Source organism: Curtobacterium sp. AC273, from assembly GCF_979253735.1.
This window is the reverse complement of sequence record NZ_CEEDDU010000005.1, coordinates 352084-364630: the sequence shown is the minus strand read 5'-3', so window position 1 is coordinate 364630 and position 12547 is coordinate 352084. Positions and strand designations below refer to the sequence as shown.

Here is a 12547-nt window from a genome sequence, read left to right as displayed (position 1 = left end):
GGCAGAGTGGTTGCATGTCCCTCGTCACCGCCGTCTGCCGCGTCGACCGCCTGCACCGCGACTCCGGCACGATCGGGATCACCGCGATCGACAAGCGCCCCGTCGACGGCCCCGTCCGGGTTCGGCCGCTCGGGCTGCACGCCGACGTGCAGGCCGACCGCAAGCACCACGGCGGCGAGGACCAGGCCGTGTACGCCTACGCCGACGAGGACGCCGCGTTCTTCGCCGAGTCCCTCGGCCGCGACGTCCCGCCCGGGCTGTTCGGCGAGAACCTCCGCACGAGCGGCATCGACGTCACCGGCGCCGTCACCGGGGAGCGCTGGCGCATCGGCGAGACCCTCGAGCTCGAGGTCACCATCCCGCGCACGCCGTGCGGCACCTTCGCCCGGCGTATGAAGGTCGACCGGTGGGTGAAGCGGTTCGCCGAGGAGGGACGGCCCGGGGCGTACCTCCGCGTGCTGCGGTCCGGCCCGTCGCCGCCGGTGATCCGGTCGTCGTCACGCACCGGCCGGAGCACGGGGTCACGATCGGGCAGCTCTTCGCCGGGCTGTCATCGGAGCAGGCGCGCGCGGTGCTCGACTCGGGGACGGGTCTGGCGCCGAAAGTGGTGCGCGACGTGTCCCGGTTCCTCGCGCGCGGACAGGTCCTCGACCGCTGACACGGGGGCGCTTCCGGTGTTCGTCCGGTTCTGAGGTCAGACGGGGCTGCGGTCAGACTGGACTGGGATCAGACGGGGCTGAGCGGCTGCAAGCTCCCCCGCCGGCAGCTCGACCCGGATGGGGTCGCCCGCACGGACCACGCCGCCTGCGACCACGACGCTCATCACGCCGCCCTTCCGCTCGACCGTCCCGTCGTCGGCACGACCGAGGACCGCGCGGAGCAGCCCCGGTTCGAAGTCGTTGATCTGCTGGCACGGGTTCCGCAGCCCCGTCACCCGCACGCACGCGTCGTCGCCGAGGTGCAGGAGCGTGCCGGCCGGCAGCCCGAGCAGGTCCACGCCACGCGTGGTGACGTTCTCGCCCATCTGTCCGGGCGCCACGGTGAAGCCCGCGTCGGCGACCTCGTCGAAGACCTCGGCGTGCAGCAGGTGCACCTGGCGCAGGTTCGGCTGCGACGGGTCCCGCGCGACCCGGGAGCGGTGCTGCACCGTGGTACCGGCGTGGGCGTCGCCCTCGATGCCCCACCCCTCGACCAGGACGACCTCGTCGACCACGGGCTTGGTGAAGTGGTGGGCGGTGTCGCGGCTCACGGCGACGACCGTCGGCTGCTCGTCTTCGAGGTTCGGGGTCACGTGACGATCATGGCGCAGAACCCGTTCGACCGGCAGCCCCACCGCCGGTGCCGCGCGACAGGTCGATCGGTCGCTTCGCCCGCGGCAGGCCCGCCACCACCAGGTCGTACGCGTTGCCGACCAGGTCCTCGACCAGCGTCGCGTCGATGCCGTCCCCCGGGGACAGCGTGATCCAGTGCTGCTTGTTCATGTGCCAGCCCGGGGTGATCTCGTCGTGTTCCCGCACGAGCGCGGCGCCGTGCGGCGGTGCGCGCCGGGTTCACGATCGGCACACCCCGCAGCTCGGACGTCATCACGAACATCTTGCCGACGACCTTGTAGACGAAGGCGCCCTCGCCGAAGGGCTGCGTCTCCGCCACCGCGGGCAGGGCCATCGCGGTGCGGACCGCCACCTCGTGCAGCGCCTCGCCGTCCATGCGACCAGCATGCCGCACACCGCCGACGGCGCGCCTCGTTCTGGGGGCGGGAGCGGCCGTGCCCGCCGTCGTACGATCGACGCGCCGTGCACCCGACCCGGCGGCCGCTCCCGCGGTCACGACCACCCCTGGGGGAAGAACCCGTGCGTCTCACCCGTACCCTCGGCGTCACCGCCGCCACCGTCGTCCTCGCCGCGTCCGTCGTCGTCGGCGGCACGTCCACCGCGCAGGCCGCTCCGACCGTCTACAAGAACTGCACCGCCGTGCAGAAGGTGTACTCGGGCGGGATCGCGAAGAAGTCCGTCACGAAGAACCGCGGCACCTCGAAGGGCAAGGTCACGTACCGCGCGCTCAAGGGCACGGTGAAGAAGGACGACGCGCTCTACGCCGCGAACAAGAAGATGGACGCGGACGCCGACCGGGATCGCCTGCGAGAAGAGCTGACGGCTCAGAGCGGCGGGACGCCCTCGTGCCGGAGCGCGGGCGCGCGGTCCCGGCGACCCCGGTGACGACCGAACCCGCGGGGACGTCCTTCGTGACCACGGTGTTCGCACCGACGACCGAGTCCGCGCCGACCGTGATCGCACCGATCAGGGACGACCCGGCGCCGAGGACCACGCGATCCCCCACCGCCGGGTGCCGGCGGACGCCCCGACCGTGCTCGCCGCCGCGGCCTCCGAGGGTCACCCCGTGGAAGACCACGACGTCGTCGCCGACGACCGAGGTCTCGCCGATCACCACGCCCATCCCGTGGTCGATGAAGAAGCGTCGGCCGATGCGGGCTCCCGGGTGGATCTCGATGCCCGTCACCGAGCGGGCGACCTGGGCGACGACCCGTGCGGCGAACCGCGATCCGGGCAGCCCCTCGGCGTTCCACAGCCGGTGCGTCAGCCGGTAGGTCCAGATGGCGTGCAGCCCCGAGTACACGATCGCGTTCTCGAGGGTCACCGCGGGATGCGGGGTCGCCTCGGCGTGCTGCGGAGAGGTCCTCACGGACGGTCCGCAGCACGCCTCGTCGAGCAGGTCGTCTCACGCGGTGGAGTCCCTCGAAGAGCACCGTCGACAGGTAGCGCTCCCCGGTGTCGCACACGATCGCGACGACCCGCTTGCCCGCGTTCTCGGGACGCGCAGCGATCTCGATCGCGGCGTGCAGGATCGCGCCGGACGAGATGCCGGCGAGGATGCCCTCCTGCGTGCCGAGGTCGCGGGCGACCCGGGAGCGCGTCGTCGAGCTCGACGTCGAAGACCTCGTCGATGACGCTGCGGTCGAGGACCTCGGGGATGAAGTTCGCACCGATGCCCTGGATCTTGTGCGGGCCGGCCTTGCCCTCGGTGAGGAGGGGCGAGTCCTTCGGCTCCACCGCGACGATCTGCACGCCCGGCACGCGCTCGCTTGAGCACCTGCCCGACGCCTGTGATGGTGCCGCCGGTGCCGACGCCCGCGACGAACACGTCGACGTGGCCCTCGGTGTCGCGGAGGATCTCCTCCGCCGTGGTCTTCCGGTGGATCGCGGCGTTGGCGGCGGTCTCGAACTGGTGGGCGAGGATCGCGCCGGGCGTCTCCGCGACGATCTGCTCGGCCCGCGCGACCGCGCCCTTCATGCCCTCGGAGCCCGGGGTCAGGACGATCTCGGCACCGAACGCGCGGACGAGGGCCCGACGCTCGACGCTCATGGTCTCGGGCATCGCGATGACGACCCGGTAGCCGCGGGACGCACCGACCAGCGCCAGGGCGATGCCCGTGTTGCCGGACGAGCCCTCGACGATGGTGCCGCCGGCCTGCAGCTCGCCGGACTCCTCGGCCGCGTCGACGATCGCGACGCCGAGCCGGTCCTTCACGCTCGCACCGGGGTTGTAGAACTCGAGCTTCGCCAGGATCTCGGCTCCGCCGGCCTTCGGCAGTCGGTTCAGCCGGACCAGCGGCGTGTTGCCGAACGCCTGCGAGATGTCGTCGTAGATGGTGCCGCTCATCGGTTCCGTCCTCATCGGGTCAGGTCGCGTGCCCACCCCTCTGGAGGCACGGCGTGCGCTGCGATCCCTACCGAGCGCACCCGGCGTGTCCCTGTCGATGACGTGCGCTCTGCGCCGGACGAATGCCGCGCCTCCAGGCCGTTGCCGACGCGCGCCGCCGCGCGTACCGTGCTCCGCAACGACGAGGAGGTCGTCATGTCCAAGGAACAGCAACCCGACGTCGCCCCACCGGTGGTCGACCGCGCGGCGTTCGACGAGGCGCTGGCCGCGCAGGTGCGCGACGAGAAGGAACTCACGCGACACGGCGACCGCGTGTCCGCCGCCCGTCGCCGCCTGCCGAGTGGTCCGGGTCGACGACTACGTCTTCAAGGGGTCGGACGGACCGGTTCGCCTGACCGAGCTGTTCGGCGACAAGTACCTGCTCGTCGTGCAGAACGTCATGTTCGGACAGGACTGGGACGAGGGCTGCCCGAGCTGCACCTGGGCCGTCGACAACCTGCCCGCCGACATGGGCCGACTCGACGACGAGGGGATCGCGTTCGCGATGGTCTCCGAGGGGCCGATCGAGAAGCTCGAGGCCTGGCGGGAGCAGCGTGGCTGGCCGCACACGTGGGTGTCGTCGGGCGGGACGACGTACCACGACGACTGGGAGTGGACCGTGCACAGCGAGGGCTGGGACGGCCCGGTGCCCGGCTACTCGTACTACCTGCTGCGCGACGGGGTGCCGTACCTGACCTACGCGACCGGTTCGCGCGGCACCGAGGCGATCCTGCCGGTCGCGCACATCATGGACCGCACGGTGTACGGGCGACAGCAGGACTGGGAGGACAGCCCCGAGGGCTGGCCGCAGTACCCGACGTACGGCTGAGTCGCTGCCCGGTCGGGGGGGGGCGGCGGCCATCTGTCGCTTTCGCGGTGAACGACACGTCACGCGTTCGGCCAGCCGTGAGGTGTCGCTGAGCACGAAACCCCGACGAGCAGCGTCTCAGCGCACGAACGCCGTGCGCGCGAAGCGCCCGTCGGTCGCCTCGAGCACCCGCAGCACGTTGCCGCCCGCCAGTGCCCGCAGGTCCGCGGCGCCCCACCCGCGCCGCTGCGCTCCGCCGCGAGCACCGGGTACCGCGACACGTCCCGCAGGTCCGGCGGCAGCACCGGCGTGCCGTCGTAGTCCCCGCCGAGGCCGATGTGCGCCACGCCGCGACCTCCCGCGCGTGCTCGACGTGGTCTGCCACGTCCGACACGGTGACGAGCGGCGGCGCTCCCGGTGAACCTGCCGCGACCCACTCCGCGTACGCCGTGGACACGAACTGCGGCACGAAGGTGATCATCACGACGCCGCCGTTGTCGGCCAGGCGTCCGAGGACGTCGTCGGGCACGTTCCGCGGGTGGTCGGCGACGGCGACGGTCGACGAGTGGCTGAACACGACGGGCTGCGTCGCGACGTCGAGGGTGTCCGCATCGTCGCGGGAGCGGTGTGGGACAGGTCGACGAGCATGCCGATCCGTTCCATCTCCGCCACGACCTGCCGACCGCGGTCGGTCAGGCCGTCGTGCGCCCGCTCCCCGGTGGCCGAGTCGGCCCAGGGGGTGTCGTCGTTGTGGGTGAGGGTCATGTAGCGGACGCCGAGCCGGGCGAGGGTCCGAGCACGGCCAGGTCGTCGCCGATGGAGTGGCCGCCCTCGGCACCGAGCAACGAGGCGATCCGGCCGGAGTCGATCGCCGCCCGGACCTCGGCCGCGGTCCGGGCGAGCACGAGCGATTCGGGGTAGCGCTCGATGATCCGGTGCGCGACGTCGACCTGCTGCAGGGTCGTTCGGACCGGGTCCGGGTCGTCGGCGGGGACGAACACCGACCAGAACTGCCCGACGACGCCGCCGGCGCGCAGCTTCGGCAGGTCGGTGTGGAGCGAGCCCTCCTCCGAGTCGATCCCCTCGACGCCGGAGGCGTGCGTGTCCCGACGTTCCCACGGCAGGTCGTTGTGGCCGTCGATGACCGGGAACAGGAGCGCGTCGAACGTCATGCCACGACGCTACCGGCCGCCCGACGTCGGTAGGGTCGGCCCATGGACCCCGTCACGCTCCGCACCGACCGGCTCGTGCTCTCCGTCCCCGACCAGTCCGACGCCGACGACGTCGTCGCGTACGCGAACGACCCGGACGTGATCGCGTACACGCCGGTCCCGGTGCCGTACGGGCACGCCGAAGCGCGGCACTGGATCACAGAGGTCGTGCGCCCCGGTTGGGCGGCCGACACCCGCTACGAGTTCGGGATCCGACGTGCGGACGACCTCCGGCTGCTCGGCACGGTCGGCCTGTTCGGCTTCGTCGACGGTGCGGCGGAGATCGGCTACGCGGTGCACCCCGACGGACGGGGCCACGGGTTCGTGACCGAGGCGGCGCGCGCCGTCCTCGACTGGGCGTTCGCCCCGACGCCGCAGGGGCTCGGCTTCGTCCGGGTGCAGTGGCGTGCGATCGCGACGAACGCCCCGTCCGCCGCGATCGCCCAGCGGCTCGCCCTGCGGTACGAGGGTCGACTCCGATCCGGCGTCTCCCACCGCGGCGCGCGCCACGACCAGCTCATCGCGGCCGTCCTGCGGGACGACGACCGCTCGGTGCCGACGGTCTGGCCCAACGCGTGACCGTCGCGTTCCGCGTCGTCACCGAACTCGACGCTCCGCCTGACCGCGCGTTCGCGCTCTCCCTCGACATCGGTGCGCACGAGCGGTCGATGGCCGGCAGCAGCGAGCGTGCCGTGGCCAGCACGACCTCCGGCACGATCGGGTTGGGCGAGACCGTCACCTGGCGCGCACGGCACTTCGGGATCGTGTGGCGGATGACGAGTCGGATCACCGCACTGGAGGCGCCGCACCGGTTCGTCGACGAACAGGTGCGTGGGCCGTTCGCCCGGTTCCACCACCTCCACCGCTTCGAGCCGTCGGCGCGCGGCACGCGGAGTGGTGGACGAGATCGAGTTCCGGGCGCCGTTCGGCCCGCTGGGCCGACTGGCCGAACGGGTCGCGCTGGCGCGCTACCTTCCGCGGCTGATCGCCGAGCGCAATGCCTCGCTCGCCGCCGAGCTCCGCGCCTCGGCCGAGGACTGATCGAGCGCCGAGATCGCAGTTCGTGCGGCTTCGGTGGCGGCGTCGGCCCGCAGGAGTGCGATCTCGGCACTCCACGCGACGGCGATGCGCACGACCGCGACGCGCACGGCCCCGACGGGCGCGACCGCCTGCCCGCTCACGGGGCGGTGAGCTCGCCGAGCGCCTCGTAGGCGTTCGCGACGGCGTCCACACGCGCCCGGCCACCCGGTCCGGACGCCTCGTACACGTCGTTGGCGACCGCCGCGACCACGGCGAACAGCGCTGCCATCGAGTCGAACGCCGACGGGGAGTCGACGGGGCAGAGGATCGCGGTGGCAGCCGGTGCGGCGATGACCGCCGCAGTCGGGTCCCCGAGCACGACGACGTCGGCTCCGGTCGCGACGCAGTGCCGGACGAGCCGTCCGATCCCGGAGGCGTGCCGCCGCACGGTGACGATGACGACGAGGTCGCGGCGGTCGAGGTCGGCGACCTCTTCCCCGAGGCGCTGCCCGGGCGCCGAGACCGATCCGGACGTCGGGTCGGACCTGGGCGAGCTGGGCGCGGAGCTGCAGGGCGATGGGGAAGGCCCCGCGTTCGCCGATCACCAGGACGCGTCGCGCACGGACGATGCGCCGCGCGAGCCGGGGCCGGTCGGCACGCGCGAGCGAGGCGAACGCGGCGTCGAGGTTGCGCGACTCGACGGCGCGCTGGTCGACGTGGGCGGCGTCCTCCATAGCCCACGGCAGTCCGGTGCCGCGCGCCGACATCAGGTTCGCCCGGACCTCGGCGGCGTCCTGGAAGCCGAGCGACCGGACGAGCCGCGAGACCGTGGCCTTCGAGGTGCCCGACTCGGCGGCGAGCTCGGCGGAGGGTGCCGACGAGCAGGAGCTCCGGGTCGTGGCGGACCATCGCGGCGACCCGACGCTCGGCCGGCGAGCTGCTCCCAGACCGAGTCGATGCGGGCGCGGACGTCGGGGCCGGCGGTGCTCATGCGCGGGCCACCCGGTCCACGGCGACGGCGAGGGCGTCGAGCCCGAGGGCGATGTCCGCCGTCGCGACGAACTCGTCCGGGTGGTGGCTGATGCCGTCCGGGTTGCGGAGGAAGAGCATCGCGACGTCGGTGACGAGCCCGAGCGACATCGCGTCGTGTCCGGCCCGCGAGAACAGCTCCATCGGTTCGGTCTCCCCCGTCGACTCGATCCCGGCGCGGACGGCGTCCATCAGCCGGGGCGCGCAGAACACGGCGGGTGCGCGGTGCACCTCGGTCGGCGTCACGCTGACCCCGCGGCGTTCCCCGATGAGCGTGAACGCCTTGGTGAGCTCGTCCCACACCCGGTCGCGTCCCTCGTCGAACTCCCCGCGGAGGTCGACCGAGAACCGCGCGAGGCCGGGGACGACGTTGACTGCGCCCGGTTCGACGGTCATGGTGCCGACCGTGCCGACGTGCTGCGACGCCCGGCAGATCCGCTCGACGGCGAGGGCGGCCTCGGCGGCGGCGAGCAGTGCGTCGTGGCGGCGCTCGTACGAGGTGCCGCCGGCGTGCCGGGCCTCGCCCACGGCCTCGACCGTGAAGCGGCGTGCGCTGGCGATGCTCGTGACGACGCCGAGCGCCTGGCCGGCCTGCTCGAGGGTACGGCCCTGCTCGATGTGCGCCTCGAGGTAGCCGACGAGCGTGCCGGGGTCCGCTGCGGCCTCGCCGACCCGTGACGGGTCGAGCCCGAAGTCCTCGAACGCGCGGCGGAGGGTGACGCCGTCGCCGTCGGCCAGGTCCCACCACGACTCGTCCCAGACGCCGGCGACCGCGGAGGAGCCGAGCAGGGCCTTGCCGAAGCGGGTGCCCTCCTCGTCGGAGAACGCAACGACCTCGAGCGCCACCGGCAGCGGACCGTCGGCGGTGAGGCGTGCGACGGTCCGGATCGCCATGAGGACCCCGACGATGCCGTCGAACCGACCGGCGTCGACCACGGTGTCGAGGTGCGAGCCGAGGAGCAGCACGGGGGCGTCCGGCTCCGCCCCGTCGACGCGCCCGTGCAGGTTGCCGGCGGCGTCCTGCCAGGTGCGCAGGCCGGCGTCCTGCATCCACCCGGCGACGACGGCGTTGACGGCGGCGTGCTCGGGCGACAGGTACACGCGGGTGATGCGGCCGGTCTCCGCGGTGATCAGCGCGAGTTCGTCGCACCACCCCGCCACGAGTTCGGCGTCGGTGGTGGCCAGGTCGGTGGCGGCCACGACGGGTGCGGCGCTCATGCGAGCACCCGGACACCCGCGTACACGTCCAGCGCGGCGTCTACGCCCCCACCCTGCGGGACCGCGTGCCCCGCGCGGCGGAGTGTCTGCTCGAGGGCGGCGAGCGTGGTCACGACGGTGTCCTTCCGGGCGTTGTAGCCCATCGTGCCGATCCGCCACACCCTGCCGTGCAGCGAGCCCGAACGACGTGCCGATCTCGATGCCGTGGTCGTCGAGGGCATCGCCGCGCGGACCTGGTCGCCGACGACGTCGGACGGGATCTCCACCACGCCGACGTTGTGCATCCTGTGCGCCAGGTCGCCGAAGACGCCGAGTCCCAGGGCCTGGACGCCGGCGAGCATCGCGCGGCCCGCGGTCTCATGGCGGGCGACGACGGCGTCGCGGCCCTCTTCCAGCAGGATGCGGGCGCACTCGTTGGCGGCGTAGAGCATCGAGGCGGCCTCGGTGTGGTGGTTGAGCCGACGCGGGCCCCAGTAGTCGAGGATCATCGCCAGGTCGAGGTAGTTCGACCGGATCGGGTCGTCCGGAGACCTCGTCACCGGGTTCGCGGATGCCCGCTTCGACGCTGCGTCGGCCGTCGAGGACCGCCACGGCCTTCGGCGACAGGGTGAGGGGTGCGCTGCCGGACGGGCCGCCCAGGCACTTCTGCAACCCGGCGCTGACGGCGTCGATCCCCCACGCGTCGGTCTCGAGCGGGTTGCCGCCGATCGTCGCCGTCGCGTCGGTGTAGAACAGCACGCCGTGCCGCTCGCAGATCGCGCCGAGCTCGTCGAGCGGCTGGTTCATCGTGGTCGAGGTGTCGCCCTGCACGATGGCCAGGACCTTCGGCCGGACGCGGACGATCCTTCCTCGACGGCGGACGGGGTGAAGACCTGCCCCCAGGCGGTCTCGATCGTGTGGACCTCGGCACCCGCCCGTCCGGCGATCTCGGCGAGCAGGTGCCGAAGCGGCCGAACACCAGCACGAGCACCCGGTCGCCGGGGGCCAGCAGCGACACAGCGCGCCTCGATGCCGGCGCGCGAGGTGCCGTCGGCGAGCACGGTGGCCTCGTTGTCGGTACCGAACACCTGCCGGTAGAGCGCCTGCGTCTCGTTCATCGTGGTGGTCATCCACGGGTCGTACTGCCCGACGAGCGGGGTCGACAGCGCCCGGAGCACGCGCGGGTCGGCGGTGATCGGACCGGGCCCCATGAGGAGGCGTGCGGGCGGGTTCACTGGGAGCATGGTGGTTCCTCCGTTCCTGGTCCGAGGATATCGGAACGATCGTTACAGACGTGTTGCGGGGACCGTCGCGGTCGCTGGCACCGGTCGTGGCACGAGCCGCCCCGTGACGGCGGTGCGCCGTCCGCTGCCGTGGCGACCAGCTGCCCGCGCAGCCAGGTCTCGGTGACCAGGCCCCGTGCCTCCAGGCCGGCGAACGCGGAGACCGGGTTGCGGTGCGCGAGGCCGGCCACGTCGATGACGGCCGTGGCGGACGGGTTGAAGACCGCGAAGTGGGCGAGCGCGCCGGGGGCGACCACGCCGCGGTCGGCGAAGCCGGCGAGCGCTGCGGGGCCGGTCGTGAAGAACGGGAGCAGGTCCTCGAGCGGGACGCCGCGACGCGACGCCTCGGTCCACACCGCGCGGAACCCGACCTGCAGTCCGGCGATGCCACCCCAGGCGAGTCCCAGTCGTCGACCTTGAGGTCTGCGGTGGAGGGCGAGTGGTCCGACACGACCATGTCGATCGTGCCGTCGAGCAGGCCCGCCCAGAGGGCGTCCCGGTTGGCGTCGTCGCGGATCGGCGGGCAGCACATGTACTCGGTCGCACCGTCCGGGATCGTGCCGGCCTCGAACGCGAGGTAGTGCGGGCGGGTCTCGACCGTGATCCGCACGCCGTCGTCCTTCGCGGCCCGGATCATCGGCAGGGCGCCGGCGTCGAGACAGGTGCAGGACGATGCACCGCGCCCGGTCGCCGCGCACCGTCGATCACCCGGGCGATGGCCGACCGCTCGGCGTCGACGGGTCGGGTGACCAGGAAGTCGTCGTAGTGGTCGCCGAGGGCGTCGTGGTCGACCAGGAACGCGGGGTCCTCGGCGTGCACGATGAGGAGCGCGTCGATGCGGGCGACCTCCTCGATCGCGGCCCGGAGCTGCGCGGGCTCGAGGTGTGGGAACTCGTCGACGCCGGACGGCGCGGTGAAGCACTTGAAGCCGAAGACGCCGGCGTCGTGCAGTGCGTCGAGCGATCCGAGGCTCGCCGGGACGGCTCCGCCCCAGAACCCGACGTCGACCGCGACCCGGCCCTCGGCGCTCGCCTGCTTGACGGCGAGCGCGTCGACGGTGGTCGTCGCGGGGATCGAGGTTGAGCGGCATGTCGATGACGGTGGTGACCCCGCCGAGGGCGGCGGCCCGGGTGGCGGACGCGAAGCCCTCCCACTCGGTCCGGCCCAGCTCGTTCACGTGCACGTGGGTGTCCACGAGTCCGGGGAGCAGGACCTGGTCGTCGGGGACAGGTCCGGTCCACCGTTGCGGCGACCGTGGCGTCGACCGGCAGGACGGCGTCGATCCGGCCGTCGCGCACGACGACCGCCGCGGGACGGAAGGCGCCGTCGATCCACGCGCGTCCTGCGCGCAGGACGAGGTCGGCCTGGAGGCGCGTCATGCGCCCGCCCCGACCGTCACGGCGACCGACGGGTGGCGTTCGAACCCCGCCAGCAGTCCCGACATCGGCTTGGCGGGTGGCGCGGCGTACTCGCCACGTCTGCCCGTCGTCGGCCCGAGGCGCACGAGCGACTCGGCGAGCACGGTGGCGGCGGCGACGCCGTCGACCACCGGCGCCCCGACCTCGCGCGAGACCTCGGCGCAGAAGTCGGCCATCCCGGCGCACCCGAGCACGACCGCGTCCGCTCCCCCGGCGAGCACGGCCCGGCACTCCTCGACGACGAGTCCACGCGCGCCGGAGGTCGGGTCCCCGAGCCGGAGCACCGGGACTTCGCACGCCCGGATCTCGGTGACGAGCGACGCGAAGCCGTACCGCTCGGCGAGCTCGTGCGCACGGCCGTGGTCCGGGCGAGCGTGGTGACGACGCCGAAGCGCCGGCCGAGCATCGCGGCGGCGTGGAAGGCCGCCTCGGCGATGCCGATCACGGGGCCGCCGGCGACCTCGCGTGCGGCGTCGAGCCCGGGGTCGCCGAAGCAGGCCACGACGTACGCGTCCACCCCGTCCCGTTCCCCGATCGCGATCTGCTCGAGCAGCCCGGGCACGGCCAGCGCCTCTTCGTAGTGGCTCTCGATCGAGGCCGGCCCCATCGTCGGGTTGACCGGCCTCGACGACGGTGCCGGGGCCGGCGACCGCCGCAGCGGCGGCTCCGATGCTCCGCGTCATCGACGCGGTGGTGTTGGGGTTGACGACACGGATGCGCATCGGGGTCCTTCCGGTGGTGCGTGGAGCGTGGTGCTGGGTGGTGACCATCGTGGCGGAGGCGAGCCGCGCCTCCAGGCCGTGACCGTGGTCGGTGGACGGCCGGCCGCCGCGACCCGCCTGTGGAGGACGGGTCGCGGCGACG

At 73.2% G+C, this 12547-nt stretch carries 14 protein-coding genes and 5 pseudogenes; 5 read left to right on the top strand and 14 right to left on the bottom strand.

What is annotated here, in order from left to right; translation table 11 throughout:
- The first annotated feature begins 14 nt into the window (after positions 1-14).
- Positions 15-692 carry an MOSC domain-containing protein gene (locus tag ACZ8AI_RS09190; protein ID WP_464857991.1) on the top strand — a complete coding sequence of 226 codons (678 nt, stop codon included), beginning with the start codon at positions 15-17 and terminating at the stop codon, positions 690-692.
- 2 nt (positions 693-694) lie between these two features.
- Here the strand turns inward: ACZ8AI_RS09190 and ACZ8AI_RS09185 are convergent, their stop codons facing one another.
- From ACZ8AI_RS09185 to cysK, 4 genes and pseudogenes are all read right to left on the bottom strand, one after another.
- On the bottom strand, positions 695-1291 hold the full coding sequence (locus ACZ8AI_RS09185; RefSeq protein WP_464857990.1) for an MOSC domain-containing protein: 597 nt from the start codon (positions 1289-1291) through the stop codon (positions 695-697).
- Positions 1288-1707 carry an MmcQ/YjbR family DNA-binding protein gene (locus ACZ8AI_RS09180; RefSeq protein ID WP_464857989.1) on the bottom strand — a complete coding sequence of 140 codons (420 nt, stop codon included), beginning with the start codon at positions 1705-1707 and terminating at the stop codon, positions 1288-1290. Before ACZ8AI_RS09180 ends, ACZ8AI_RS09185 begins: the two co-directional genes overlap by 4 nt.
- A 351-nt stretch (positions 1708-2058) precedes the next feature.
- Positions 2059-2713, bottom strand: a pseudogene (epsC, locus tag ACZ8AI_RS09175) (serine O-acetyltransferase EpsC).
- A gap of 33 nt (positions 2714-2746) precedes the next feature.
- Positions 2747-3678: pseudogene (gene cysK, locus ACZ8AI_RS09170) on the bottom strand (cysteine synthase A); the annotation flags it as partial.
- 340 nt (positions 3679-4018) lie between these two features.
- On the opposite strand from cysK, the gene ACZ8AI_RS09165 reads away from it, so the two are divergent.
- Positions 4019-4546, top strand: a complete 528-nt coding sequence (locus ACZ8AI_RS09165) for a DUF899 family protein (RefSeq protein ID WP_464857988.1) — start codon at positions 4019-4021, stop codon at positions 4544-4546.
- A gap of 59 nt (positions 4547-4605) precedes the next feature.
- On the opposite strand, the gene ACZ8AI_RS09160 is transcribed toward ACZ8AI_RS09165, so the two are convergent.
- Together ACZ8AI_RS09160 and ACZ8AI_RS09155 are read right to left on the bottom strand one after the other, a co-directional pair.
- Positions 4606-4872, bottom strand: coding sequence for a hypothetical protein (locus tag ACZ8AI_RS09160; RefSeq protein ID WP_464858167.1), 267 nt, complete (start codon positions 4870-4872; stop codon positions 4606-4608).
- Positions 4873-4928: 56 nt separating this feature from the next.
- Positions 4929-5697 (bottom strand): annotated as a pseudogene (locus tag ACZ8AI_RS09155) (dipeptidase); the annotation flags it as partial.
- 42 nt (positions 5698-5739) lie between these two features.
- Here ACZ8AI_RS09155 and ACZ8AI_RS09150 point away from each other — a divergent pair.
- Both ACZ8AI_RS09150 and ACZ8AI_RS09145 read left to right on the top strand, forming a co-directional pair.
- Entirely contained in the window at positions 5740-6315 is a 576-nt protein-coding gene (locus ACZ8AI_RS09150) for a GNAT family N-acetyltransferase (protein WP_464857987.1), read from the top strand.
- Positions 6312-6947, top strand: coding sequence for an SRPBCC family protein (locus ACZ8AI_RS09145; protein WP_464857986.1), 636 nt, complete (start codon positions 6312-6314; stop codon positions 6945-6947). The genes ACZ8AI_RS09150 and ACZ8AI_RS09145 overlap by 4 nt, the downstream gene beginning before the upstream one ends.
- Here the strand turns inward: ACZ8AI_RS09145 and ACZ8AI_RS09140 are convergent.
- The 6 genes from ACZ8AI_RS09140 to ACZ8AI_RS09115 form a co-directional block, all read right to left on the bottom strand.
- Positions 6914-7204: a hypothetical protein gene (locus ACZ8AI_RS09140; RefSeq protein ID WP_464857985.1), complete on the bottom strand. Its 291-nt coding sequence runs from the start codon at positions 7202-7204 to the stop codon at positions 6914-6916. The two genes, ACZ8AI_RS09145 and ACZ8AI_RS09140, sit on opposite strands and share 34 nt — an antisense overlap.
- Positions 7205-7743: 539 nt before the next feature.
- Positions 7744-9003, bottom strand: coding sequence for a hydantoinase/carbamoylase family amidase (locus tag ACZ8AI_RS09135; protein WP_464857984.1), 1260 nt, complete (start codon positions 9001-9003; stop codon positions 7744-7746).
- Between the two features lie 357 nt (positions 9004-9360).
- The gene (locus ACZ8AI_RS09130) at positions 9361-9813 is read right to left on the bottom strand and encodes an aminotransferase class V-fold PLP-dependent enzyme (protein WP_464858145.1); all 453 of its coding nucleotides are present in this window, start codon (positions 9811-9813) and stop codon (positions 9361-9363) included.
- The gene (locus ACZ8AI_RS09125; RefSeq protein WP_464857983.1) at positions 9786-10226 is read right to left on the bottom strand and encodes a hypothetical protein; all 441 of its coding nucleotides are present in this window, start codon (positions 10224-10226) and stop codon (positions 9786-9788) included. Before ACZ8AI_RS09125 ends, ACZ8AI_RS09130 begins: the two co-directional genes overlap by 28 nt.
- Positions 10214-10795: an amidohydrolase family protein gene (locus ACZ8AI_RS09120; RefSeq protein WP_464857982.1), complete on the bottom strand. Its 582-nt coding sequence runs from the start codon at positions 10793-10795 to the stop codon at positions 10214-10216. The genes ACZ8AI_RS09125 and ACZ8AI_RS09120 overlap by 13 nt, the downstream gene beginning before the upstream one ends.
- Positions 10796-10898: 103 nt before the next feature.
- Complete coding sequence (locus ACZ8AI_RS09115; RefSeq protein WP_464857981.1) at positions 10899-11084, bottom strand: hypothetical protein; 186 nt, start codon at positions 11082-11084, stop codon at positions 10899-10901.
- Here ACZ8AI_RS09115 and ACZ8AI_RS09110 point away from each other — a divergent pair.
- The gene (locus ACZ8AI_RS09110) at positions 11079-11348 is read left to right on the top strand and encodes a hypothetical protein (protein WP_464857980.1); all 270 of its coding nucleotides are present in this window, start codon (positions 11079-11081) and stop codon (positions 11346-11348) included. The genes ACZ8AI_RS09115 and ACZ8AI_RS09110 overlap by 6 nt on opposite strands.
- 10 nt (positions 11349-11358) lie before the next feature.
- Here ACZ8AI_RS09110 and ACZ8AI_RS09105 read toward each other — a convergent pair.
- Positions 11359-11442: pseudogene (locus tag ACZ8AI_RS09105) on the bottom strand (hypothetical protein); the annotation flags it as partial.
- 198 nt (positions 11443-11640) lie between these two features.
- Positions 11641-12290, bottom strand: a pseudogene (locus ACZ8AI_RS09100) (aspartate/glutamate racemase family protein).
- Between the last annotated feature and the right edge of the window lie 257 nt (positions 12291-12547).